At 68.1% G+C, this 23,249-nt stretch carries 20 protein-coding genes; 17 read left to right on the forward strand and 3 right to left on the reverse strand.

What is annotated here, in order from left to right:
* Window positions 1–12: 12 nt before the first annotated feature.
* The 3 genes from AGI3411_RS14695 (at window position 13) to AGI3411_RS14705 (ending at window position 5,022) form a co-directional block, all read left to right on the forward strand.
* Entirely contained in the window at window positions 13–1,140 is a 1,128-nt protein-coding gene (locus tag AGI3411_RS14695; protein ID WP_129528106.1) for a metallophosphoesterase family protein, read from the forward strand.
* A complete protein-coding gene (locus AGI3411_RS14700; RefSeq protein ID WP_129528107.1) occupies window positions 1,137–3,761 on the forward strand; it encodes an AAA family ATPase in 2,625 nt (874 codons plus the stop codon). The genes AGI3411_RS14695 and AGI3411_RS14700 overlap by 4 nt, the downstream gene beginning before the upstream one ends.
* 385 nt (window positions 3,762–4,146) lie before the next feature.
* A complete protein-coding gene (locus AGI3411_RS14705) occupies window positions 4,147–5,022 on the forward strand; it encodes a DMT family transporter (RefSeq protein ID WP_129528108.1) in 876 nt (291 codons plus the stop codon).
* Here the strand turns inward: AGI3411_RS14705 and AGI3411_RS14710 are convergent.
* Both AGI3411_RS14710 and AGI3411_RS14715 read right to left on the reverse strand, forming a co-directional pair.
* On the reverse strand, window positions 5,019–5,996 hold the full coding sequence (locus AGI3411_RS14710) for a hypothetical protein (RefSeq protein WP_244240363.1): 978 nt from the start codon (window positions 5,994–5,996) through the stop codon (window positions 5,019–5,021). The genes AGI3411_RS14705 and AGI3411_RS14710 overlap by 4 nt on opposite strands.
* Before the next feature lie 400 nt (window positions 5,997–6,396).
* A complete protein-coding gene (locus tag AGI3411_RS14715; protein WP_129528109.1) occupies window positions 6,397–7,383 on the reverse strand; it encodes a Bug family tripartite tricarboxylate transporter substrate binding protein in 987 nt (328 codons plus the stop codon).
* 552 nt (window positions 7,384–7,935) lie between these two features.
* Between AGI3411_RS14715 and AGI3411_RS14720 the strand changes: the two genes are divergently transcribed.
* The 10 genes from AGI3411_RS14720 to AGI3411_RS14765 all read left to right on the forward strand — a co-directional run bounded on the left by AGI3411_RS14720 (window position 7,936) and on the right by AGI3411_RS14765 (window position 17,124).
* The gene (locus AGI3411_RS14720; protein ID WP_129528110.1) at window positions 7,936–10,854 is read left to right on the forward strand and encodes a monovalent cation/H+ antiporter subunit A; all 2,919 of its coding nucleotides are present in this window, start codon (window positions 7,936–7,938) and stop codon (window positions 10,852–10,854) included.
* Window positions 10,854–11,198: a Na+/H+ antiporter subunit C gene (locus AGI3411_RS14725; protein ID WP_054453926.1), complete on the forward strand. Its 345-nt coding sequence runs from the start codon at window positions 10,854–10,856 to the stop codon at window positions 11,196–11,198. The genes AGI3411_RS14720 and AGI3411_RS14725 overlap by 1 nt, the downstream gene beginning before the upstream one ends.
* Complete coding sequence (locus tag AGI3411_RS14730; protein ID WP_129528111.1) at window positions 11,195–12,826, forward strand: monovalent cation/H+ antiporter subunit D; 1,632 nt, start codon at window positions 11,195–11,197, stop codon at window positions 12,824–12,826. Before AGI3411_RS14725 ends, AGI3411_RS14730 begins: the two co-directional genes overlap by 4 nt.
* On the forward strand, window positions 12,826–13,308 hold the full coding sequence (locus tag AGI3411_RS14735; protein WP_129528112.1) for a Na+/H+ antiporter subunit E: 483 nt from the start codon (window positions 12,826–12,828) through the stop codon (window positions 13,306–13,308). The genes AGI3411_RS14730 and AGI3411_RS14735 overlap by 1 nt, the downstream gene beginning before the upstream one ends.
* A complete protein-coding gene (locus AGI3411_RS14740) occupies window positions 13,305–13,586 on the forward strand; it encodes a K+/H+ antiporter subunit F (protein WP_129528113.1) in 282 nt (93 codons plus the stop codon). Before AGI3411_RS14735 ends, AGI3411_RS14740 begins: the two co-directional genes overlap by 4 nt.
* On the forward strand, window positions 13,583–13,924 hold the full coding sequence (gene mnhG / locus AGI3411_RS14745; RefSeq protein ID WP_129528114.1) for a monovalent cation/H(+) antiporter subunit G: 342 nt from the start codon (window positions 13,583–13,585) through the stop codon (window positions 13,922–13,924). The genes AGI3411_RS14740 and mnhG overlap by 4 nt, the downstream gene beginning before the upstream one ends.
* Before the next feature lie 235 nt (window positions 13,925–14,159).
* Complete coding sequence (locus AGI3411_RS14750) at window positions 14,160–14,642, forward strand: hypothetical protein (RefSeq protein ID WP_129528115.1); 483 nt, start codon at window positions 14,160–14,162, stop codon at window positions 14,640–14,642.
* A 109-nt stretch (window positions 14,643–14,751) separates the two neighbouring features.
* Window positions 14,752–15,600, forward strand: coding sequence for an HAD family hydrolase (locus tag AGI3411_RS14755; protein WP_129528116.1), 849 nt, complete (start codon window positions 14,752–14,754; stop codon window positions 15,598–15,600).
* 10 nt (window positions 15,601–15,610) lie between these two features.
* Window positions 15,611–16,102, forward strand: a complete 492-nt coding sequence (gene tadA, locus AGI3411_RS14760; protein ID WP_129528205.1) for a tRNA adenosine(34) deaminase TadA — start codon at window positions 15,611–15,613, stop codon at window positions 16,100–16,102.
* Window positions 16,099–17,124: an LD-carboxypeptidase gene (locus tag AGI3411_RS14765; RefSeq protein WP_129528117.1), complete on the forward strand. Its 1,026-nt coding sequence runs from the start codon at window positions 16,099–16,101 to the stop codon at window positions 17,122–17,124. Before tadA ends, AGI3411_RS14765 begins: the two co-directional genes overlap by 4 nt.
* Here the strand turns inward: AGI3411_RS14765 and AGI3411_RS14770 are convergent.
* Window positions 17,121–18,050, reverse strand: coding sequence for a LysR family transcriptional regulator (locus AGI3411_RS14770; RefSeq protein WP_129528118.1), 930 nt, complete (start codon window positions 18,048–18,050; stop codon window positions 17,121–17,123). The genes AGI3411_RS14765 and AGI3411_RS14770 overlap by 4 nt on opposite strands.
* A 148-nt stretch (window positions 18,051–18,198) precedes the next feature.
* On the opposite strand from AGI3411_RS14770, the gene AGI3411_RS14775 reads away from it, so the two are divergent.
* The 4 genes from AGI3411_RS14775 to AGI3411_RS14790 all read left to right on the forward strand — a co-directional run bounded on the left by AGI3411_RS14775 (window position 18,199) and on the right by AGI3411_RS14790 (window position 23,247).
* Window positions 18,199–19,407: a CaiB/BaiF CoA transferase family protein gene (locus AGI3411_RS14775; protein ID WP_129528119.1), complete on the forward strand. Its 1,209-nt coding sequence runs from the start codon at window positions 18,199–18,201 to the stop codon at window positions 19,405–19,407.
* Window positions 19,408–19,472: 65 nt separating this feature from the next.
* Window positions 19,473–20,444 (forward strand): Bug family tripartite tricarboxylate transporter substrate binding protein, encoded by a 972-nt coding sequence (locus tag AGI3411_RS14780; protein WP_129528120.1) that lies wholly within the window; start codon window positions 19,473–19,475, stop codon window positions 20,442–20,444.
* A gap of 33 nt (window positions 20,445–20,477) precedes the next feature.
* Complete coding sequence (locus tag AGI3411_RS14785) at window positions 20,478–21,482, forward strand: MDR family oxidoreductase (protein WP_129528121.1); 1,005 nt, start codon at window positions 20,478–20,480, stop codon at window positions 21,480–21,482.
* Window positions 21,483–21,642: 160 nt separating this feature from the next.
* On the forward strand, window positions 21,643–23,247 hold the full coding sequence (locus AGI3411_RS14790; protein WP_129528122.1) for an ABC-F family ATPase: 1,605 nt from the start codon (window positions 21,643–21,645) through the stop codon (window positions 23,245–23,247).
* Window positions 23,248–23,249: the final 2 nt, after the last annotated feature.

Here is a 23,249-nt window from a genome sequence, read left to right on the forward strand (position 1 = left end):
ACAATTCCGCGCATGACCCATTTCCTGCATACCGCCGACTGGCAGATCGGCCGACAGTACGGCCAGTTTGAAACCGACGACGCCGCCATGCTGGCCGAGGCGCGCTTCGAGGTCGTGGCGCGGATCGCGGCGCTGGCCGCCGAACGCCGCGTGGATGCCGTGCTGGTCGCGGGCGACGTGTTCGATACGCAGGGCGTGTCTGACCGCACGGTGCGCCGGCTGTTCGCCGCCATGGCCGCCTATGCCGGGCCTTGGGTCATGATCGCCGGCAACCACGACGCGGCGCTCGCCGACAGCGTCTGGAGCCGCGCGATGCAGCTGGATTGCATCCCGCCCAACGTCCACGTGCCGCTCGGCACGGGCGTGGTGGACCTGCCCGCCATCAATCTGGCCGTCCTGGCTGCGCCCTTGACGCAGCGCCACACTTACGAGGACGTGACCCAGGCCTTCGACGCCCTGGACACCGAGCCGGGCCGCATCCGCGTGGGCCTGGCGCACGGCAGCGTGGCGGGGCGGCTGCCGGACAACATCGACGCCACCAATCCTATCGCGCCGGATCGCGCGGCCCGCGCCCGGCTGGATTACCTGGCGCTGGGCGACTGGCATGGCTGCCTGTCCATCGACGAACGCACCTGGTATGCCGGCACGCCGGAGCAGGACCGCTTTCGCGGCAACGAACCCGGCTATGTGCTGGACGTGCGCATCGAGGCGCCCGGCGCGGCGCCGGCGGTGGAACGGCTGGCCACGGGCAGGTACCGCTGGTCGGCCTGGTCGGAAACGCTGAGCCTGCCTACCGATGCGCAGGCGCTGGCCGAACGCATGGCCGCGCTGCGCGCGGAAGACGTGCTGCGGCTGGACGTGCAGGGGCACGTCAATATGGAAACCTGGGATGCGCTGCAGCAGGCGGTGGACCGGGCCGCCGCGCAGGTACGCGCGCTGCTGCCGGACCTGTCCGGCTTGAAGCTGGAGCCCGACGACACCGACCTGGCCGAGCTGCGCGCCAGCGGCTATGTGGGTGCAGTGGCCGCGCATTTGCAGGCGCTGCAGGCGGACGCTGCGCAGTCGGCGGTCGCGGGCGAGGCCCTGCGGCTGTTGTTGCGGTTCCAGCGCGAAAGCGCCATGCCTGGAGGCGCGAAATGAAGCTCTCGCGCATCGCCCTGGAAGAATTCCGCAAGTTCCGCCAGCCGCTGGTGCTGGACGGCCTGCAAGACGGCCTGAACCTGTTCGTGGGGCCGAACGAAGCCGGCAAGAGCACGGTGGCCATGGCCATCCGCTCAGCCTTCCTGGAGCGCTACAGCACCAGCAAGGTGGCCGACCTGGCGCCGCATGGCGAATCCGGCGCGCGCCCCTGCGTCGAGCTCGCGTTCACGCACGCCGGCCACAGCTATGTGCTGAAAAAGCAATTCCTGTCCCGCGCCCGCTGCGAGCTGCTGATCGACGACGGCGCGCGGCGCCTGGACGGCGAAGAAGCCGAGAACGCGTTGGCCGCGCTGCTGGGTTTCGAGCTGGCCGGGCGCGGCCAGAGCAAGCCGGACCTCGCGGGGATCCCGGGCCTGTTGTGGATCCAGCAGGGCGACGGACAGAATCTGCAGGAAGCGGCGGGGTATGCCGGCGCGCACCTGCGTGATGCCCTGACGCAACTGTCGGGCGAACTGACCGCAAGCGACGGCGACCGCCTGTACGACCGCGTGTCCGCGGAACGCGGCGCGTTACTGGACGCGCGCAACGGCCGCCCCAAGGGCGTCTACAAAGAGGCCGAGGATGCGCTTGCGCGCGCGGTGGCTGAACGCGACGAATGCGCGCAGGCCATGGCCCAGCTGAATGCCGACGTCGACCGGCTGGCCGAGCTGCGCCGCGCGCATGAGCGCGCCCAGGCGGGCGAGCCCTGGAAGGACTTCGAGGCCAAGGCCGCCGAGGCGCGCTCGCGGTTGGCCGCCGTGGCCAAGGAGCGCGAGGCGTTCGAGGGCTTGCGCCGCGAGCAGGCGCAAGCCGCGCAGACGCTGGTCCTGTTGCAGGACCAGGTGCGCCGCGATCAGCAGGACGATGCCGAACTCAAGGCGCTGGCGGACGAGGCCCGCGCCGCCCGCGCCCGTGCCGAGGCCTCGCACGATCCGCTGGCGCGCGCGCAACAGCAGCGCCAGGCTCATGCCGAGGCCGTCGACGCCGCGCGCCAGCGGGTGGCCTCCGTGCAGGCCGTGGCCGACCGGCGCGATCTGGAACGGCAGCTCGCCCAGCTCGCACCCGAAATCGAACGCCTGGACAATGCGCTGAAGGAAGCCGCCGCACTGATCGAACAAGGGTCGGCCCTGAAGGCCGAGAGCGTGCGCATCGAAATCGCCGAGGCCGATATCGACGCGTTACGCAAGGCCGAGCGAGAACTGGCCAATCTGCAGCTGCAACAGCAGGCCATCGCCACGCGCCTGTCCTACCAATTGGAGGCGGGGCGCGAGGCGCGGCTGGACGGCAAGCTGCTCGGCGGCGCCGGCGAGGTCCTGCTCACGGCCGCCGCCGAGCTCGATCTGCCGGGTGTCGGGCGCTTGCGCATCGAGCCGGGCGGCAAGGATTTGCCCGCTCTGAAGCGCGACGTGAGCGAAGCCCAGGCGGCCTGCGCCGCCGGGCTCAAGCGACTGGGCGTCGACACGCTGGCCGAGGCCGAACGGCGCCATGCCCGCTACAGCGCGCTGCTGCGTGAACTGGAGGGCATGCGCAAGGCGCTGGGCATCCACGCGCCCAAGGGCATGGACGCGCTGCGCAGCCAGCGCGACGAGGCGCTGGCGCGCCGCGCCCAGCTGGAAGCGCGCCTGTCGAAGCTGCCCGCCGCGGACGAACCGGGCAATGTCGATCTGCCGGCGGCGGTCCAGGCCCTGCGCGAGGCAGAGGCGGTCGCGGCGCAGGCCGAGAAAACGCTGGCGGCCGCGCAGCGCGCGCTGGATGCCGACAGCGCCCGCGCCCAGCTGCTTGAAGGCCAGGCGGCCGCCCGCGGCGCCGACCTGCAGTCGCCGGAACGCGCCGCGCAACGCCAATCCCGCGCGGGCCGGCTGGCCGAAGCGCGCAGCGGCCACGACGAACTCGAACGCCGCGTGCAGGCCGCGCAAGCGGCGCTGGCCGGGCATCAGCCCGAGCTGGCGGAGCAGGACGTTCTGCGCTATGAGAAGTCCGCCGCCATCGAGCGCGAAGCGCAGCACAAGCGCCACGGCGACATCCTGCAGCTGCAGGGCAAGCTGGACCAGGCGGGCGCGCAAGGCCTGGGCGAACGCCTGTCCGAAGCCGCCGCGGCCTGTGAACGCCTTGCGCGGCGGCGCGACGAACTGGCCCGCCGCGCCTGCGCCCTGGACCTGCTGCTCAGCCTGCTCACCGACCAGCGCGCGGCCGCCACCCAGCGGCTGCAGGCGCCGCTGGCGCGCCGCCTGAACCATTACCTGGCGCTGCTGTTTCCCGAGGCCGACCTGCGGCTGGACGACGCCTTGCTGCCGACGGCGCTGCGCCGCGGCGGCAGCGAAGACATGCTGGCCGCGCTCAGCTTCGGCACGCGCGAACAGTTGGGCATCCTGGCCCGCTTTGCCTACGCGGACCTGTTGCGCGAAGCCGGGCGGCCGACGCTGCTGCTGCTCGACGACGCGCTTGTCCATACCGACGACGCGCGGCGCGACTTCATGAAGCGCGCGCTGTTCGACGCCGCGACCCGGCATCAGATCCTGATGTTCACGTGCCACGGCGAAGCATGGCGCGACATGGGCGTGGAACAGCGCCGGATCGCTTGACGCAGTGCGGCGCTGACGGTAGCCTAGCGGGATGCCTGATTCCACGTACATCGCCGACTTCGCCTCTGCTGCCTGCGCAGCGGGCAGCCGCGCGCGCGTGATGTCACGGCGTTTCGCAGTTTCTCCTGGTTTTTCTCCTGTCGTCTCCACGGTGGTGTCTCCGCCCGTCTCGCCGCCTTGCGGCGTGGTGGCTGGCGCATGCCCGCCGTCCGCGGCCGTCGTCGGCTGACGCCGTCCGCACCCGACTCCAGCCCCTTCCCGAGCCTGTCCGCCTGACGCCTTGACGCGTGCCGCGTCCGTCACGTGCCGGCTTGCGCCCTGCGCGGCCGATCGCCGCGCCTGGGCAGGGGCGGAGCCTGTTATGACTTCGACAGGTAGAAACCTCATGTCTTTCGATAGATCCGCGTGGACCTCCTACGGTTCCACCACCTTGTTCGTGCTGCTGTGGAGCGGCGGCGCGATCTTCGCCAAATGGGGGCTGTTCCACGCCTCCGCCTTCGCGTTCCTGCTGTTGCGCTTCCTTCTGGCCTTGGCCGTGCTGTTGCTGATCTGCGCGCGGCGGCGGCGCTGGCTGCCCGAACCGGGCACGCGCGCCACCGTTGCGGTGACGGGCCTGCTCCTGATCGGCGGCTATTCCATTTGCTATCTGCTTGCGCTGGACAACGGCATTACGCCGGGCGTGCTGGCCACGCTGCTGGGCGCGCAGCCCATCCTGACCCTCGCCTTGATGGAACGGCGCTATTCGCCCGCCCGCCTGGCCGGACTCTTCCTGGCGTTCTGCGGGCTGGCCATGGTCATGTACCAGAGCATCGGCATGGCTCGCTACTCGGCGGCCGGCATGGCGTTCGCGTTCGCCGCGCTGGCGTGCATGACGGTGGGGGCAATCCTGCAGAAGCGGGTGCGCCAGGCGCCAATGGACGTGATGCCGCTGCAATACGCGGTCAGCCTGGCGCTGTGCCTGCTGTTCGTGCCGTTCCAGCCCATGCGCGTGGAATGGGTGGCCGGTTTCATCGCGCCGCTGGTGTGGATGGGCCTCGTGATTTCGGTGGGGGCGACCCTGCTGTTCTACCGCATGATCCAGGCCGGCAACCTGGTCAACGTCACGAGCCTGTTCTATCTGGTGCCGGCCGGCACCGCCGTGCTGGATTACCTGATCCTGGGCAACCGCCTGTCGATGCTCAGCGTGGCCGGGATGGGCGCGATCCTGCTGGGCCTGATGCTGGTGCTGCGCAGCCCGGCGCGGGAGGCCGCCAGCGCCTAGTTGTGCGGCCCCGGTTTCTGGCCGGCCGCCGCTTCGCGGGCGGCCAGGAGCCCGGTCGGCGCGGCTTCGCCGTGCCAGCCGTTCCACGGTTGGCCGGCGGGTTCGGAGTCGTCCTGGCCAGTCCAGTATCCGCTGACCAGCTGTTCAGGCCGCGTTTGCGCCACGACCCGGGCGCAGGCCGACCAGGCGTCCAGGCGCACGCTCAGGCCGGCGTAGATGCCGTGTCCGGCGCCCGCTTCGATGAGGCCCGCGGCCTGCACTCCTTCGCCGGCCCGGATCGCGCCTTCGGCGCGGATGTCCTCGCCCGCGATCAGGCCCCAGCCGGAGGCCAGGTGATCGCCGCAGACGATGGAACCGCCGGCCTGGATGCCGCAGGCCGCGTCGATTTCCTTCTCGGCGCGCACGTCGCCGCCGGCCTTGATGCCCTGGCCGCATTTGATCGCGCCTTGCGTTTGAACGTCCTGCCCGGCATGGAGGTGGCCGGTCACGGCCAGGTCCTGGCCGGCGCAGATGTCCCATTTGGCGCGCACGTTGCCGACGCAGTCCAGGCGGGTGGCGGCCTCGATGCCCCATTCTGCGGATACGTCGCCGCCCGCGCGCAGGTCGCCGCCGCTGGCGATGTTGGCGCCGGCGGAAATGTTCTCGCCCGCCATGATGGTTTCGCCCGCGCGGATGCCGCCGCCGGTCACGATGCTGCGGCCCGCGCGCACGACGGAGTCCACGTTGATGCCCATGCGCACTTCCAGGGTGCCGGCGAAGACGATGGCGGTGGCGTCGACGGCGTCCAGCTTGAGCACGGCGTCGGTCGGGCCGAACTGGTCCAGCAGCCAGCAGGCGTCGCTGACCCGTCCGTCAGCGACCAAGGCGTCAAGGACGGCCTGGTAATCCCCCTGTCCGTTGTGGTCGCGGATGAACCATTTGTAGCCGCCCGCGCAGGGGTTCTTGGCTTTGACGAATTTCTTGGTGAGTTGCATGGCGCTTGGAAAAGGTCGGTGCGTGGCCTGGCCGCAGGCCCTCCAGGGCATGCGGAAAATGTGACGAATGAGGCGAGGCGGGGCGCCCGGCCACGCGGCAGGGCGTCCGTCGGCGGGCGGCAAGGCTGAGATGCGCGGATGTGCGCTGGCAGCCGGCGGCGGGCCGGTAAGGCTTCTAGAGAGGGGAAAAGCGGGCGATTAGCCGGGCTTGGAACGCGCGTAGGCGGAACGCGCGGCGACTTCCTGCGAGCTCAACAGGGTCGAGCGCAGGGCGCAGATGGCGCATGCGGCGCAGGGGAGGGGAGAAAAATGGGATCGCACGGACGCACATGCTACCAGCCGGGCGATTGCAGTCAAGCGCCGGCCCCCGCGAAGGGGGCCGGCGGGAGGAAACGCGGGATCAGTTCGTGGACTGGATGTTGCGTTCCTTGGCGATGCGCTGGCGCAGTTCGAGCTCGCGCTTGATCTGGGCGGCATACTCGGCCGGCGTATTGCCGTCCACCAGCGAGCCGCCATCGGCCAGGCGCTGCACGGTCTTCGGATCCTGGAGCGCCTTGACGGCGGCGTCATGGATACGGTCGATGACCGCCTGGGGCGTGCCGGCAGGCGCGACCAGGCCGTACCAGGCCATGTTGTCCATCTCCGGCAGGCCGCCTTCGGTGAAGGTCGGCACGTCCGGCAGCGTGGGCACGCGCTTGGGCGCCGCCACGGCCAGGGCGCGCAGCTTGCCGGCCTGGATGTGGGGCATGGACGACGGCAGGTTGTCGAACTGGGCGTTGACCTGGCCGGCGATCACGTCATTGAGCGCCGGGCCCGAGCCGCGATAGGGCACATGCACCATGTCGGTCTTGGTCAGCGATTTGAAGAGCTCGCCGTCCAGGTGGCCGATGCCGCCCGAGCCCGAGGATGCGTAGGTGTACTTGCCGGGGTTGGCCTTCAGCAGGGCGATGAACTCGGCCAGCGTCTTGGCGGGCACGGCGGGGTTCACCGTCAGCACGTTCGGCACGTTCACCATATTGGTGATGGGCGCGAAGTCCTTCAGCGGGTTGTACGGGTTCTTGGGGTTGGTGGCCGGATTGGTGGCCATGGTGCTGACCGTGGCCACGCCCAGGGTGTAGCCGTCGGGAGCGGAGCGCACCAGGGCGTCGGCGCCGATCGCGCCGCCGCCGCCGCCGCGGTTTTCCACGACGACGGGCTGGCCGAGCTGACGGCCCAGGCCTTCGGCGACGATGCGGGCGACGATGTCGGTGGTGCCGCCGGCGGCGAAGGGAACGATCAAGCGGATGGGCTTGTTGGGGTAGGGGTCGGCGGCTTGCGCGCCGGTACTAAAGCAGACGCCTGCGATTGCGGCGGCCAGGATGGCCTTGGCTTGAGACAGCACGGTCAAGAGTCTTCTCCATATTATTGAATTCCGACCCGGCCGGCTTCTCTGGCCGGCGTCGGTAAAGCGTGCCGTGCACTGATGCCGGCCCGGCCAACGCTTTGTGGGCGCCATTCCACACAGGAATTATCCACCGGTCAACCCGGATCGACCCTGACCGACGTCAAGGATTTCGGAAGTGCCGCTGTTGCGCGAAGAAGACCGCAAATACGGAAAAAAACCAATGCTGACAAAGAAATGAATACGTACGCAACCCCGTCGATTGAGCAATCATTGCGCATCGATCGTGTCGTCATCAGCCTGGTTCGCACATAAATCTCTGCATAACTTACAAGAATCTGATATTTTTCGTATGAGATTCTTGGCCGGTCTTGCAAGAAAACTATTGCGTTTGTTTCTGTCTGCGCCGTTCAATGGCGTTGGTTGATGTCCCCGCGGGGCAACGTGTAGTGCAGCGACGCACCGGGCCAGGGTTCCGTCCGTTTTTCAATCCCCGGTCTGTTTCGTCTTTCGCTGCCTTGCGCTGGCGGGAGGGGGCCCGGACATTCTCGGAACGCCATGTCGCTGATCCTGATCCTCGCTCTGCCGTTCGCCGGCAGCCTGTGCGCCGCGCTGCTGCCATCCAACGCCCGCAATGCCGAGGCGTGGTTGGCGGGCCTTATCGCCCTGGCCTGTGTGGTTCTGGTCGCCACCCTCTATCCCGACGTCGCCAACGGCGGCGTGGTCCGCGTCGATATGCCGTGGGCGCCGGCCCTGGGCCTGCAGTTCACCCTGCGCATGGACGGCTACGCCTGGCTGTTCGCGCTGATCGTGTCCGGCATGGGCGCGCTGGTGGTGCTGTATGCCCGCTACTACATGTCGCCGGAAGATCCGGTGCCGCGCTTCTTCTCGTTTTTCCAGGCTTTCATGGCCGCCATGCTCGGCGTCGTGCTGTCGGGCAACCTGATCCAGCTGGTCATGTTCTGGGAAATGACCAGCCTGGCTTCGTTCATGCTGATCGCCTACTGGCACCATCGCCTGGACGCCCGGCGCGGCGCCCGCATGGCGCTGACCGTCACGGGCGGGGGCGGGCTGTGCCTGCTGGCCGGGGTGCTGATCCTGGGCCACATCGTCGGCAGCTACGACCTGGACCGCGTGCTGGCCGCGGGCGACCTGGTGCGCGCCGATCCCTGGTATCCGGCCGTGCTGATCCTGGTGGCGCTGGGCGCGCTGACCAAGAGCGCGCAGTTCCCGTTCCATTTCTGGCTGCCCAACGCGATGGCGGCGCCCACCCCGGTATCCGCCTACCTGCACTCGGCCACCATGGTGAAAGCCGGCGTCTTCCTGCTGGCGCGTTTCTGGCCGGTGCTGTCGGGCACGGACGAATGGTTCTGGATCATCGGCGGGGCGGGGCTGATCACGCTCGTGCTGGGCGCGTACGCCGCCATCTTCCAGCAGGATATGAAAGGGGTGCTGGCCTACTCCACCATCAGCCACCTGGGGCTGATCACGTTGCTGCTGGGCCTGAACAGCACGCTGGCGCTGGTGGCCGCCATCTTCCACATGATCAACCACGCCACGTTCAAGGCGTCGCTCTTCATGGCGGCGGGCGTGGTGGACCACGAAACCGGCACGCGCGACCTCGGCCGCCTGTCGGGCCTGTACAAGGCCATGCCCATCACCGCCACGCTGGCCATGGTGGCGGCGGCGTCGATGGCGGGCGTGCCGCTGCTCAACGGCTTCCTGTCCAAGGAAATGTTCTTCGCCGAAACGACCTTCGTCAGCGGCGACCGGATCACCGAGATCGGCCTGCCGCTGGTGGCCACGATCGCCGGGGCGTTCAGCGTGGCGTATTCGCTGCGTTTCATCCTGCAAGTGTTCTTCGGCCCGCCGGCCACCGACCTGCCGCGCGCGCCGCACGAGCCGCCCCGCTGGATGCTGTTCCCGAGCGCGCTGCTGGTTTTCATGTGCCTGCTGGTGGGCGTGCTGCCCGGCCTGACCGTCGGTCCGTTCCTGGCCACCGCGGCCCACAGCATCCTGGGGCAGGACATGCCCGAGTACAGCCTCGCCGTCTGGCACGGCGTCAACCTGCCGCTGGTCATGAGCCTGGTCGCCACCACGGCGGGCGTGCTGCTGTACCTGGCCCTGCGCGCGCACCAGCGCGCCAATCCCGGCCGGGTGCCATTCATCTACCGCCTGGACGGCCGCCGCACGTTCGAGGCGCTGCTGGACGGTTCCAGCGTGGCCGCCGCCTGGCTGCTGCGCTGGGTGTCGTCCTCGCGCCTGCAGGTGCAAATGCTGCTGATCGTGCTGGGCACCTTGTTCGTCGCCTGGCTGCCGCTGCGTGCGGGCGGCTGGCTGAACGGCGACGGCAGCCTGAGCCCGGTCGACCCGGCGTTCGCGCTGCTGTGGCTGGTGGGTGGGGTCTGCGCCCTGGCCGCGGCCTACCAGGCCAAGTACCACCGCCTGGCATCGCTGGCGCTGGCCGGCGGCGCGGGGCTCATCACCTGCCTGACCTTCGTCTGGTTCTCCGCGCCCGACCTGGCATTGACCCAGCTGTCTGTCGAGGTCGTGACCCTGGTGCTGCTGTTGCTGGGCCTGCGCTGGCTGCCCCGGCGGATCGCGCAGGACGACGAAGAGGAAAGCCTCACGGCTTCCCTGCGCGCCCGGGGCCGCCGCCTGCGCGACCTGCTGATCGCCGTGGCCGCGGGCGCCGGGATGTCGGCGCTGGCGTATGCGGTGCTGACGCGTCCGCAGGGCGAAACGATTTCGTCCTTTTTCGTGGACCGCGCGCTGCCCGACGGCGGCGGCACCAACGTGGTGAACGTGATCCTGGTCGACTTCCGCGGTTTCGATACGTTCGGCGAGATCACGGTGCTGGGCATCGTGGCGCTCACGGTCTATGCGCTGCTGCGCCGCTTCCGTCCCGCCACCGAAAGCGCGGACCTGCCGCGCCAGCAGCTCGACCAGGACGGCGGCGTGCCCGCCGCGCCGGACATCAAATCCCTGGTGCCCTCGGGTTCGATGATGGTGCCCACGGTCCTGGTGCGCCTGCTGTTGCCCACGGCCGCGCTGGTTTCGGTCTACTTCCTGCTGCGCGGGCACAACGAGCCGGGCGGCGGATTTGTCGGCGGCCTCATCTTCGCCACGGCCGTCATTCTGCAATACATGGTCGGCGGCGTGTACTGGGTCGAGTCGCGCAGCCGCCTCAACCCGCAGAACTGGATCGGCATCGGCCTGCTGTTCGCGGGCTCCGCCGCGATGGCCGCCTGGCTGGCCTACAAACCCTTCCTGGCCGCGCTGTCCTGGGACATCGCGCTGCCGCTGGTCGGCCACGTGCATCTGTCCAGCGTGCTGCTGTTCGACCTGGGCGTGTACATGCTGGTCGTGGGATCCACCGTGCTGGTGCTGGTGGCGCTGGCTCACCAATCGCTACGCGCGCAACGCAAGGCCGCCGCCGAGGTCCAGGCGGCCGCCGCTCAAACAGGGGAAGCCTGATGGAATTGATCTATGCCATCGCGATCGGCGTATTGGCGGGCTCGGGCGTGTGGCTGCTGCTGCGGCCGCGGACGTTCCAGTTCATCATGGGCCTGTCGCTCGTTTCCTACGCGGTGAACCTGTTCATTTTCGGCATGGGCCGGCTCACGTCGGGCCGTCCGCCGGTGGTGGATCCGGCCATGGCCCATGATCCCTCCTGGTATGCCGATCCGCTGCCCCAGGCGCTGGTGCTGACGGCCATCGTGATCGGCTTCGCCACCACTGCGCTGTTCCTGGTTGTGCTGTTGGCCTCGCGCGGCCTCACGGGTACCGACCACGTTGATGGACGGGAGTCCCAATCTTGAGTTTCTGGCTTCAGCATCTTCCGATATTGCCCATCATCACTCCGCTGCTGGCCGGCGCGGTGATGCTCCTGCTGGCCGACACCAGCCGCTACGCGCGCGGCGCGATCGCGCTGGTGTCCACGCTGGCCCAACTGGCCGCCGCCATCGCCTTGCTGGCGGTCGCCGGCGGCGCCGTGCCGGGCATCTGGCCCGATGGGGTAGGGGTCTACCTGGTGGGCGATTGGCCCGCGCCCTTTGGCATCGTGCTGGTGGTGGACCGGCTGGCCGCCGTCATGCTGACGCTGACCGCGGTGCTGGGCCTGGCCACGCTGGTGTACGCGCTGGCCCGTTGGGACCGCGCGGGCGTGCATTTCCATTCCTTGTTCCAGTTCCTGCTGATGGGGCTGAATGGCGCCTTCCTTACGGGCGACCTCTTCAACCTGTTCGTGTTCTTCGAGGTGCTGCTGGCCGCGTCCTACGGCCTGTTGCTGCACGGCTCCGGTATGACGCGCGTCAGCGCCGGCCTGCAGTACATCGCGGTGAACCTGGCGGCGTCGTTCCTGCTGCTGATCAGCATTGCGCTGATCTATGGCGTCACGGGCACGCTGAATCTGGCGGACCTGGCGCTGCGCGCGGGCAACCTGGCCGGCGCCGACCGCATGCTGTTCGAGGCGGGCGCAGCCATCCTGGGCGTGGCCTTCCTGGTGAAGGCGGGCGCCTGGCCCTTGAACTTCTGGCTCGTCAGGGGTTATGGCTCGGCCGGCGCGCCCGTCGCCGCCATGTTCTCCATCATGACCAAGGTGGGCATCTACGCGCTGCTGCGCATCGGTTCGCTGCTGCTGCCGACGGGCGCGCCCGCGGCGTTCAGCCTGGACTGGATGTTCGCGGCCGGCCTGGCCACGCTGCTGTTCGGCGGCCTTGGCCTGCTGGCCACGCAGCAGCTGGAGAAAATGGTGGGCTACTGCGTCATTGTGTCGGCCGGCACGCTGCTGACCGCCCTGGGCATGCCCGGCGTAACGCTGACCGGCCCGGCGCTGTTCTACCTGATCAGTTCGGTGCTGACCACGGGCGCGTTCTTCCTGCTGGCCGAGCTGATCGAGCGTACCCGCAGTTTCGGCGCCAACGTGCTGGCGGTGACGCTCGACGCTTTCGACCTCGACGACCCGGCCTCGGTCAACCGTTCCGACGACGTGGTGGGGGTGGCCATCCCCGCTGCCATGGCCTTCCTGGGCCTGGCGTTCATCTGTTGCGCGCTGCTGGTGACGGGGCTGCCGCCGCTGTCGGGCTTCGTCGCGAAGCTCTCGCTGCTGTCGGCCGCCGTGTCGGCGGCCAATGAATCGGCCTTGCCGATGGACGCCTGGATATTGGTGGCTGCGGTGCTCGTTTCCGGCCTGGCCGGCCTGATCGGTCTGAGCCGCACCGGCATCCGCGTGTTCTGGGCAAGCGACGACCGCAGCACGCCGCGCCTGCGCGTGATCGAAGCCGGCCCGGTGGCCGTGCTGCTATTGCTTTGCGTGGGCCTGGCCGCCGGCGCGGGGCCGGTGTCGGCCTACCTGGACGATGCAGCCCGTTCCCTGGACCGGCCCCAGTCGTATATCGAGGCCGTCATGTCGGCGCAGACCGTGCGCGGCCTCAAGGGGGGAAGCTGATGCGGCGCTTTTATTTCGTTTTCCTGCCGGCGTTCCTGTTCGTCCTGTGGCTGGTCCTGAACCAAAGCCTGTCCGCGGGCCAGATTGCCCTGGGCATCGCGCTGGCGCTGTGGTTCACCTGGGCGGCGTCGCGCCTGCGTCCGCTGCACGCGCGGCCGCGCCGCTTGTGGAAGGCGGTGCCGCTGTTCCTGCACGTAACGGCGGACATCATCAGGTCCAACATTGCGGTGGGCAAGCTGATCCTGAACCCCCGGCCCAATGATTTTTCCCCCGGATTCATCATGATTCCGCTGACCATGCGCGACCCGCACGGCCTGGCGATGCTGGCCTGCATCGTCACCTACACGCCCGGCACGGTCTGGGTGGACCTGACCGACGACCACCACCTCAAGCTGCACGTGCTGGATCTGCAGCATGAAGGACACTGGGTCAAGCTGGTGCAGGAGCGCTACGAGCGCCCGCTGATGGAGATTTTCGAATGAATACCGTACTTTATTGGGCGGCGTCCTTTGCCTTGCTTTGCTTCGCGCTGGGCATGGTGTGCGCCACCATCCGCCTGCTGCGCGGGCCCACCGCCCAGGACCGCGTCCTGGCCCTGGATACCCTTTACATCAACGGCATGCTGACGATGCTGGTCTTCGGCATCCGCTCCGGCACTTCCGTGTATTTCGATATCGCGCTGCTGATCGCGCTGTTCGGCTTCGTCGGATCCACCGCGATGGCCCGCTTCCTGCTGCGCGGCGAGGTGATCGAGCCATGATCGACGCCCAGATCCCGCTGTGGGCAGGCATTCCAGCCAGCATCCTGCTGGTGCTCGGCGGCCTGCTGGCCCTGACCGGCTCGGCCGGCCTGCTGCGCTTTCGCACGTTCTATGCGCGCATCCATGCGCCTACGCTGGGCAACACCATGGGTTGCGGCTGCGTCCTGGGCGCGTCGATCCTGGTGTTTTCGGCGCTGTCGGCCCGCCCGGTGTTCCACGAAGTCGTCATTACCTTGCTGCTGATCGTGTCGTCCCCCGTGACCGCGATGCTGCTGATGCGCGCCGCAACCTACCGCAACCGCCTAACCGAGGCGGATGCCGACAGGGACGCGCGTTAGCGGACGCGCGTTAGCCCGCCCGCGGAGGCTGCCCCGTCTCTGCCAACTCCCGATGCTGCGCCGCGTCATCTGAAACGTCGTCTTACGATTTCATGTTGCTGGACACCCCGGCGCCGCTTCATCGTGGGATAGTGAAGCAATGACCCGCCCCCGCAAGGCGTGGCAGGTCTCGAGCGAGCGGCGCCGGTCCTCAGGCCGCGCCGTTCTGGTGCAATCGCTATTGAAGGAGCTGGCCATGAATATTCGACCCATGCACACCAAACGCCTCGCGGCGACCCTTTGCGCGGCAGGCCTGATGCTGGCCGCGGGGGCGGTCCACGCGGCTGATGCGACCGGCCGCGGCACAGCCCAATCCCAGTATCAGCAAGACGTGGCGGCCTGCAAAAGCGGCTCCACCGGCCAGGATCCGGCCGCCTGCATGCGCGAAGCCGGCGCGGCCCGCCAGGAAGCCGGCCGCCAGAACCTGAAGGAAGGCAGCGCCGACCAGTACCAGCAGAACATGATCGACCGCTGCAACCGCCTGCCGGCGGCGTCCCGCCAGGACTGCGTAACCCAGATGACCGCGCCGACCAATGTGCGCGGCAGCGTGCAGGGCGGCGGCGTCCTGCGCGAAACGGTGATCCAGGTACCGGCGGACTCGGTTCCGCCTGCCGCGGGCGCGCCGGGCATGGCCCCCGCGCCGGCCGGCGGCGCGATGACGGCGCCCGTTCGCCAGTAAGGCGGGGGCAAAAGGAGGGGCGGGAACCGCGCGTTCCGGCCCTTCCGGGGGCGCAGCCGCCGCCACATTCAGGCAAAATGGCGGCTATTGCCCTTTTTCACGCACATTCATGTCCGACGTCATCGCCCTGGTTTTCGATTTTGACGACACGCTGGCCTCGGACAGCACGTCCGGCTTCCTGGAGAGCATCGGGGTGGACACGGCGTCCTTCTGGAAGGACGACGTCGATCCGCTGCTGTCGCGGCAGGACTGGGACCCGGTGCCCGCCTACCTGTACCAGATGATCCGCCTGTCGCAGGGGGGCAAGCACGGCCTGATCACGCAGCAGCGCCTCCAGGACTGGGGCGCCCGGCTGGAATTGCATGAAGGCGTGCCCACGTTGTTCCAGCGCCTGCGCGCCGCCGTCAGGGCAGAGCAGCCGCAGGTGCAACTGGAGTTCTACCTGATTTCCAGCGGCATCGGCGACGTGGTCCGTTCCACGCCCATCGCCCATGAATTCACCGAGATCTGGGCGTCCGAATTCGTCTACGGCGAGAACGGCGGCATCGATTTCCCGCGCCGCATCGTCAGCTTCACGGACAAGACCCGCTACCTGTTCCACATCCAGAAAGGCATCATCGGCCGCGATTTCCGCAACAAGCCCTTCGAGGTCAACCGCAAGGTGCCCGAAGACCGCCTGCGCGTGCCGTTCGATCAGATGGTGTTCGTCGGCGACGGCTACACCGATATTCCGTGCTTTTCGCTGATCCGCCGCGCCGGCGGCTTCGCCTTCGGCGTCTGGGATCCGAAGCATCGCGACAAGCGCAGCCGGGCCTGGGGCTTCATCGAAGAGGGCCGGGTGTCGAACCTGAACCAGGCCCGCTACAGCGAAGAGGCCGAACTCTATCAATGGCTCGAAGAGGCCGTGACCAGCCTGGCCGGCCGCATCGCATTGAAGTCGCGGGTGTACCGTGGTTGAGGCGGACGCGGTGGCGGCCGTTCCGTCCTGGACGGCGCAGGATGCCAGCTTCATGGCCGCGGCGCTGGAAGAGGCCCAGGCCGCCTACGACATCGGCGAAGTGCCGGTGGGCGCGCTGGTGGTGTCCGCGCAGGGCGACATCCTGGGGCGCGGCTACAACCGTACCATCATCGATCACGACCCGACCGCCCACGCCGAGATCGTGGCGCTGCGCAGCGCCGCCCGGGCGCTCGAGAACTACCGCCTGCCCGGCATCACCGTGTACGTCACCCTGGAGCCCTGCGTCATGTGCATCGGCGCCATGCTGCACGCGCGGCTGGCCCGCGTTGTGTTCGGCGCCTACGATCCCAAGACCGGCGCCTGCGGCAGCGTGCTGGATGTGGGGTCGGTTCCCAAACTCAATCATCACACCTCAGTCACCGGCGGCGTGCTGGCGGAACCCTGCGGCGCGCTGCTGCGCCGGTTCTTCCGCGAACGCCGCAGCAAGGAATCCATAGCATGAGTACCCCCAAAGCCGCCAAGCCGCGTGGCGCGAAGGCCGCCGGCCACGACCATGGCCACGATCACGATCACGACCACGAATGCGGCGAGGATTGCGGGCATGACCACAGCCACGATCACGCGCTGCCCGACGCGCGCGGCATCTACCTGATCTCGCCCTCGTCAGCGGTGCGCGATCCGGCCACCGTCGAACTGGCGCGCACGCGCCTGCAGGGGCAGGGGTTCAAGACGGCCCTGGACCGCACGGCGTTGGCCGTGCACCAGCGTTTCGCGGGCACCGATGCGCAGCGCCTGGCCAGCCTGACGCGGGCCGCCAAGCAGAAACTGCCGATCGTGATGGTGACGCGCGGCGGCTATGGCTTGGGCCGCCTGCTGCCTTCCATCGACTGGAAAGCCATGGCCGACAGCGGCAAGCGCTTCGTCGGCATGAGCGACTTCACCGCGTTCAACCTGGGCCTGCTGGCGCAGACCGGCGCGGTCAGCTACACCGGCGCCACCGCCGTCGCCGATTTCGGCGGCAAGAAGGTCGACGACCTGACCGAGGCCTTGTTCGGCGAAGTGATGCGCGGCGAGCTGGAAATCCTCAGCTTCGAAACCCAGGACGCCGATCCGGTGGATTGCCGCGGCATTCTCTGGGGCGGCAACCTGGCCATGCTGACGTCCCTGGTAGGCACCCCCTACCTGCCCAAGGTGCGCGGCGGCATCCTGTTCCTGGAAGACGTGGCCGAGCATCCCTACCGCATCGAACGCATGCTGATCCAGCTGCACCAGGCGGGCATCCTCGGCCGCCAGAAGGCCATCGTGCTGGGCCGTTTTTCCGATTACAAGCTGGCTCCTCACGACAAGGGCTATGACCTGCACGAGGTGGTCGCCTGGCTGCGCCGGACGGTCAAGGTTCCCGTCGTGACAGGGCTGCCTTACGGGCACGTGGCCACCAAGGCGACGCTGCCGATCGGGCAGAAAGTGGGCCTGGCCACCGAGCGCGGGCTGGCGCACCTGGTGCTGGACGAACACCACCACTAAGCAGGGCGAAGCGGCGCGCTGGCGGGCGCGCCCGCCACGACTTCCCGCGCAAGATCCGGCAATGCCTTGAAAAGCAGCCGCGTGGCCGCGGTGGCGGGCCGTTGCCGGCTGAGATCCATCAGCACCGTCTGGCGGATGACGGGATCGGCCAGGCGGATCGGGACCAGGCTGCCGTCCGCCACTTCCGCCGATACGGCATGGCTGGGCAGAATGCTGTGCAGGCCGCCGCGCCGTATGGCGTCCTTGATGACGACGCCGGAGTCGGCCTCGAGCACGACGTTCAACTCAATTCCCGCGCGCAAAGTCAGGCTGTCCAGCACCGTGCGCAGCGCGTTGGGGCGCACGGGCAGCGCCAATGGCGCCGCCGCCAGGTCGACCAGGCGCAGTTCGGGGCTGGCGGCCAGCGCGGAACCGGCCCGGGTCACCACCGTCATTTCCGTCTCGAACAGCACTTCCAGCATGCGCGTGGAGGCGGTGCGATAGCGGTTGTAAATACCGATATCGATCTTGCCGTTGGCCAGCCAGGCCTCGATCTCCCCGCTATAGCCTTCGAAAACCCGCAGCCGGATTCCGGGATAGCGCGCCTGCGTGTACGTCAGCAGCATGCCGGTCAGCGGCTGCGATAGCGAGGGAATCACGCCCAGATTGACGATCCCGGCCGGCTTGCGCTGGGCGGCCTTCGCTTCCTCCAGCAGTTGGTCGGCCTCCAGCAGCAGCGCCTGGGCGCGCGGCATCAGGCTTTCGCCCAGCTCGGTCAGGAGCACGCCGCGTCCGGTGCGAAAAAACAACCGTCCGCCGAACTCCTGTTCCAGCTCGGACAGCTGGCGGCTCAACGCCGATTGCACGATCCCCAGCGCGGCGGCGGCCCGGGTCAGGCTGCCGGCTTCGGCGATGCGTGTGAATACCCGCAGGTTCTTGAGGTCCATGGCTGAAACCCATCTCAAATCAAGATAACTGGTTTATCAAAAATGTCCATTCCGGATGGCTCGATTTCAGCACAGAATTCCCCATACCTCTCGTGTTCGCGCAGCGTGGCTTGCCGGATCGCTCCGGCAAGGCCCAAGGAGTCAGCAGATGAGTTTCGAGGAAAGTGCCGGTCCGTTGAAAGGCGTCCGTATTCTTGACCTGTCCACCGTGGTGGCCGGCCCCTGGGCCGCAACGCTGCTGGCAGACCTGGGCGCCGACGTGCTGAAGGTGGAAATTCCCGGGGCGGGCGATCCCCTGCGGGCCCTGGCGCCGCACAAGGAGGGCGTGCCGCTGTGGTGGAAGGTGGCCAATCGCAACAAGAAAGGCATTTCGATCGATCTGCGCACCCCGGAAGGGCGCGACATCGTGGCGCGTCTGCTGCCCGGCTTCGATGCGCTGGTGGAGAACTTCCGCCCCGGCACGCTGGACGGCTGGGGCATGACGCGCGAATGGCTGCATGAGCAGAATCCGGCGCTGACCATCTTGCGCGTGACGGGGTTCGGGCAGACCGGCCCGTACCGCAACAAGCCCGGATTCGCCCGGGTGTTCGAAGCCATGAGCGGCCTTACCAATATTTGCGGCGAATCGGACGGACGGCCCCTGCACATGGGGTTTCCCATTGCCGACGCCGTGGCCGGCCTGTTCGGCGCGCTCGGCATCGTCGCCGCCTTGTACCGCGAAAAAGTGGCGCCGCGCGGCCAGGGCCAGGAAATCGATTGTTCGCTGATGGAATCGATGTTCCGGGTGATGGATTTTCTTCCCATCGAGTACGACCAGCTCGGTATCGTCAGGGGCCGGCTGGGCAACAGCAGCCAGTACGCGGCGCCCGGCAATGTGTACCGGACCCGGGACGGCCATTGGGCCTCGATCGCGGCCTCGACGCAACGCATTTTCGAGCGGCTCTGCGTGGCGCTGGAACTGACCGGCGTGGCCGAGGATCCGCGCTACAGGACCAATCCCGACCGGGTGCGCAACCGCGAGGCGCTGGATGCGCTCGTGGCCGAGGCGATCGCGCGCCATACGCTCGACGAGCTGGCAGCCTTGCTGGACGCGCATGCCGTTGGATTCAGCCCTATTTACGACATCGTGGACATCTTCCGGGACCCGCACATCGCGGCCCGCGAGGGAATCGTGTCCGTGCACGACGACGAACTGGGGCCCGTCAGGATGCAGAGCGTGGTGCCCCGGTTCTCTGCGACGCCGGGCGCCGTGCATCACGCGGGGCCCAGCCTCGGGCAGCACAACGACGAGGTGCTGGGCGCGCTGGGTTTCTCCGGCGCGCAGCAGGCCGGCTTGCGGGAGCGGGGCGTGATCTGAGACCGGTTCCATCGCCACGGAGCCGCTTTCAGACAGGCCCCGGGCGCCATCAGGAGGAGACAGCAATGCGTGCATGGACAGTAGCGTGGATATTTGCGATCGGCCTGATCGCGGCGGCGCCAGCGCAGGCCGCGGCCGACTGGCCCGCCAAGCCGATCAAACTGCTGGTGGGCTTCCCGCCGGGGCAGGCGACGGATGCGGTGGCGCGGATCCTGGCCGAACGGCTATCCACCAGATTGAAGCAGCCCGTCATCGTGGAGAACCGGCCGGGGCAGGGCGGCAGCATCGCGCTGGCGGCGCTGGCGAAGTCCGCGCCCGACGGCTACACCATGATGCTCTCGGCTACCGCGTCACTGGTCACCAACCCGCATCTGTACAAGTCCACCGGCTACGACACCCTGCGCGATTTCGAGCCGGTCGGCCTGGTGGCCGATCTGCCGATGGTGCTGGTGGCCAACGCCGCGCAGCCATTCGGCGACGTGGCGGGGCTGCGCGACTACGCAAAGCAACACCCCGGGGCGTTGAATTTTTCGTCGTCCGGCAATGGCACGCTGTCGCACCTGGGAATGGTGATGCTGGAGCGCGAGGCGGGGCTGCAACTGACCCACATTCCGTATCAGGGCAGCGCCAAGGCGATGACGGACATGATCGCCGGCAACGTTGCCATCGGCCTGGACACGGTGGCGGTCACCCTGCCGCATATCCAGTCCGGGCGCCTGAAGGCGTTGGCCGTGGGCGCGAGCCAGCGCCTGCCGATGCTCCCAGACACGCCCACCTTTGCCGAAGCGGGCTATCCGGCGTTCCAGGCCAATCCCTGGCTGGGCATGCTGTTTCCGAAGGGCACGCCCAAATCCATCGTGCAGCGCATGAACCAGGAAATCGGCGAGGCCGTGGCCACGCCGGCGCTGGCCCAGTCGCTCAAGTCCATCGGCGCGTTCGCGCGGGTGGATACGCCGGAGGACTTCGCCCAGCTGCTGCGCCAGGAATACCGCGGCTGGGGCGAACTCGTCCAGCTATCGGGCAGCCGCGTCGACTAGCCCGCCGCAATGATCAATCACAGAGGAAAACCGATGAAGCATGACGATCCATTCAAGGCCTTGGTGCTGACGCAGGATGACGGCAAGACGAAGTGCGGGTTGCAGGACCTGACCATTGCCCGCTTGCCGCCCGGCGACGTGACGGTCAAGGTCGATTATTCCAGCCTGAACTACAAGGACGCGATGGCGGTGACCGGCAGGGGCCGGATCGTGCGCGATTTCCCCATGGTGCCCGGCATCGACCTGGCGGGCACAGTGCTCGAATCCAGCGCGGCGGATTACCCGGCCGGCGCGCCCGTAGTTCTGACGGGCTGGAGCGTGGGCGAGCGCTTCTGGGGCGGCTACACCCAGGTGCAGCGCGTCAAGTCGGAATGGCTGGTGCCGCTTGCGCCGGGCCTGGACAGCTTCAAGGCCATGGCCATCGGCACGGCCGGGCTCACCGCCATGCTCTGCGTCATGGAAATCGAGGCGGCGGGCGTCGCGCCGGGCGCCGGGACGGTGCTGGTCACGGGCGCGTCCGGCGGCGTGGGCAGCGTGGCGGTGGCGCTGCTGGCCCGCTTGGGGTACCGGGTCGCGGCGCTGGTGCAGCCCGGGCGTGAATCCGTCCATCCTTACCTGACGTCGCTGGGCGCGGCCGAGATCGTTTCGGGGCCGGAATGGGCGGAGCCGCCCAAACCCCTGGAGAACCAGCGCTGGGCTGCCGCGGTCGACACCGTGGGCGCCAAGGTGCTGGCGCGGGTGTTGGCGTCGATGGAATATGGCGGCGCGGTCGCGGCCTGCGGCCTGGCCGGCGGCGCCGATCTGCCCGCGACGGTCATGCCCTTCATTCTGCGCGGCGTGCGGCTGCTGGGGGTAGATTCGGTGATGTGCCCGGTGTCCAGGCGGCGGCAGGCCTGGGAGAGGCTGGGGCGGGTCTATGAGGAAATGCCGTTCGGCGACATCGCCGTGACCGCCGGCCTGGGGCAGGTGCCGCAACTCGCCGCCCGGCTGATGGCGGGGAACAACCGCGGGCGATACGTCATCGACGTGAACCGGTAGCGCAGAGGCGGCACGAGGGCGGCTGGCGGGCCGCCGCAGGGGCGAAAACGCGGGGCTACGCAGGGGTGAACGCGCCCGGCGGGGCGGGTGCCAGACGGGCTTGGTACAATGTCAGGTTTCCCGCACGCGTCCCCGACGCCCTTAGCCTCTAAAAAACACCGTGATATCCACCGCCAATCTCACCATCCAGTTCGGTCCCAAACCCCTTTTCGAGAACGTCAGCGTCAAGTTCGGGGAAGGCAACCGCTACGGGTTGATCGGGGCCAATGGGTCCGGCAAGTCGACCTTCATGAAGATCATCGGCGGTGACCTGGAGGCGTCGGCGGGCAACGTGTCGCTGGAGCCGGGCGTGCGCCTGGGCAAGCTGCGCCAGGACCAGTTCGCGTTCGAAGACCTGCGCGTGCTGGACGTCGTCATGATGGGCCACACCGAGATGTGGGCGGCCATGTCCGAACGCGACGCCATCTACGCGAATCCGGAAGCCACCGAGGACGACTACATGCGCGCCGCCGAACTTGAAGCCAAGTTCGCGGAATATGACGGCTATACGGCCGAAGCCCGCGCCGGCGAACTGTTGCTGGGCCTGGAAATCGCCGTCGACCAGCACAATCTGCCCATGCGCGAAGTGGCGCCCGGCTGGAAGCTGCGCGTGCTGCTGGCGCAGGCGCTGTTCTCGAATCCTGACGTCCTGCTGCTGGACGAACCCACCAACAACCTGGACATCAACACCATTCGTTGGCTGGAAAACGTGCTCAACAGCTACCAGAGCACGATGATCATCATCAGCCACGACCGCCACTTCCTGAACCAGGTGTGCACGCACATGGCCGACGTGGACTACGGCGAGATCCGCGTCTACCCCGGCAACTACGACGACTACATGCTGGCCTCCACCCAGGCCCGCGAGCGCCTGGTGGCCAACAACGCCAAGGCCAAGGAACGCGTGGCCGAACTGCAGGACTTCGTGCGCCGTTTCGCGGCCAACAAGTCCAAGTCGCGCCAGGCCACCTCGCGCCTCAAGCAGATCGACCGCATCAAGTCCGAGCAGGTCGTGGTCAAGCCGTCGTCGCGCCAGAACCCCTACATCCGCTTCGAGCAGAACAAGGTCATGCACCGCCTGGCCGTCACGGTCGAGCAGCTGTCGAAGTCCTATGACGCACCCGTGATCCGCAACTTCTCGGCCATGGTCGACGCTGGCGAGAAGATCGCCATCATCGGCGCCAACGGCGTCGGTAAAACGACGCTGCTGCGCCTGCTGGCCACCGACTTGCAGCCGGATGCCGGCTCGGTGAAGTGGTCCGAGAACGCGGACCTGGGCTATATGGCGCAGGACGTGTCGGACCAGTTCCTGCAAACCGACATCAACCTGCTCGACTGGATGGGCGAACACCGCCAGCCGGGCGACGACGACCAGTCGATCCGTTCCGTGCTGGGCCGCCTGCTGTTCTCGGCGGACGATCTGCCCAAGGCGCCCAAGGTGCTGTCGGGCGGCGAAAAGAACCGCATGACCTTCGGCCGCCTGATGCTGGGCCGGCACAACGTCATGCTGCTCGACGAGCCCACCAACCACCTGGACATGGAATCGATCGAGTCGCTGCAGTTCGCGCTGGAAAAGTACGAAGGCACGCTGGTCTTCGTGTCGCACGATCGCGAGTTTGTGTCCGGCCTGGCCACCCGCGTGATCGAAATCCTGCCCTCGGGCGAGATCGTCGATTACCGCGGCGGCTACGACGACTACCTGACTTCCCGCGGCATCGACGCCTGAGA

The sequence above is a fragment of the Achromobacter agilis genome, from assembly GCF_900496965.1.
Taxonomy (GTDB): Bacteria; Pseudomonadota; Gammaproteobacteria; order Burkholderiales; family Burkholderiaceae_B; genus Achromobacter; species Achromobacter agilis.

Coding starts and splice junctions, on each gene's coding strand:
- AGI3411_RS14695 (WP_129528106.1), top strand. CDS start 13: ATGACCCATTTCCTGCATACCGCCGACTGGCAGATCGGCCGACAGTAC.
- AGI3411_RS14700 (WP_129528107.1), top strand. CDS start 1,137: ATGAAGCTCTCGCGCATCGCCCTGGAAGAATTCCGCAAGTTCCGCCAG.
- AGI3411_RS14705 (WP_129528108.1), top strand. CDS start 4,147: ATGTCTTTCGATAGATCCGCGTGGACCTCCTACGGTTCCACCACCTTG.
- AGI3411_RS14710 (WP_244240363.1), bottom strand. CDS start 5,996: ATGCAACTCACCAAGAAATTCGTCAAAGCCAAGAACCCCTGCGCGGGC.
- AGI3411_RS14720 (WP_129528110.1), top strand. CDS start 7,936: ATGTCGCTGATCCTGATCCTCGCTCTGCCGTTCGCCGGCAGCCTGTGC.
- AGI3411_RS14725 (WP_054453926.1), top strand. CDS start 10,854: ATGGAATTGATCTATGCCATCGCGATCGGCGTATTGGCGGGCTCGGGC.
- AGI3411_RS14735 (WP_129528112.1), top strand. CDS start 12,826: ATGCGGCGCTTTTATTTCGTTTTCCTGCCGGCGTTCCTGTTCGTCCTG.
- AGI3411_RS14740 (WP_129528113.1), top strand. CDS start 13,305: ATGAATACCGTACTTTATTGGGCGGCGTCCTTTGCCTTGCTTTGCTTC.
- mnhG (WP_129528114.1), top strand. CDS start 13,583: ATGATCGACGCCCAGATCCCGCTGTGGGCAGGCATTCCAGCCAGCATC.
- AGI3411_RS14750 (WP_129528115.1), top strand. CDS start 14,160: ATGAATATTCGACCCATGCACACCAAACGCCTCGCGGCGACCCTTTGC.
- AGI3411_RS14755 (WP_129528116.1), top strand. CDS start 14,752: ATGTCCGACGTCATCGCCCTGGTTTTCGATTTTGACGACACGCTGGCC.
- AGI3411_RS14765 (WP_129528117.1), top strand. CDS start 16,099: ATGAGTACCCCCAAAGCCGCCAAGCCGCGTGGCGCGAAGGCCGCCGGC.
- AGI3411_RS14770 (WP_129528118.1), bottom strand. CDS start 18,050: ATGGACCTCAAGAACCTGCGGGTATTCACACGCATCGCCGAAGCCGGC.
- AGI3411_RS14775 (WP_129528119.1), top strand. CDS start 18,199: ATGAGTTTCGAGGAAAGTGCCGGTCCGTTGAAAGGCGTCCGTATTCTT.
- AGI3411_RS14780 (WP_129528120.1), top strand. CDS start 19,473: ATGCGTGCATGGACAGTAGCGTGGATATTTGCGATCGGCCTGATCGCG.
- AGI3411_RS14785 (WP_129528121.1), top strand. CDS start 20,478: ATGAAGCATGACGATCCATTCAAGGCCTTGGTGCTGACGCAGGATGAC.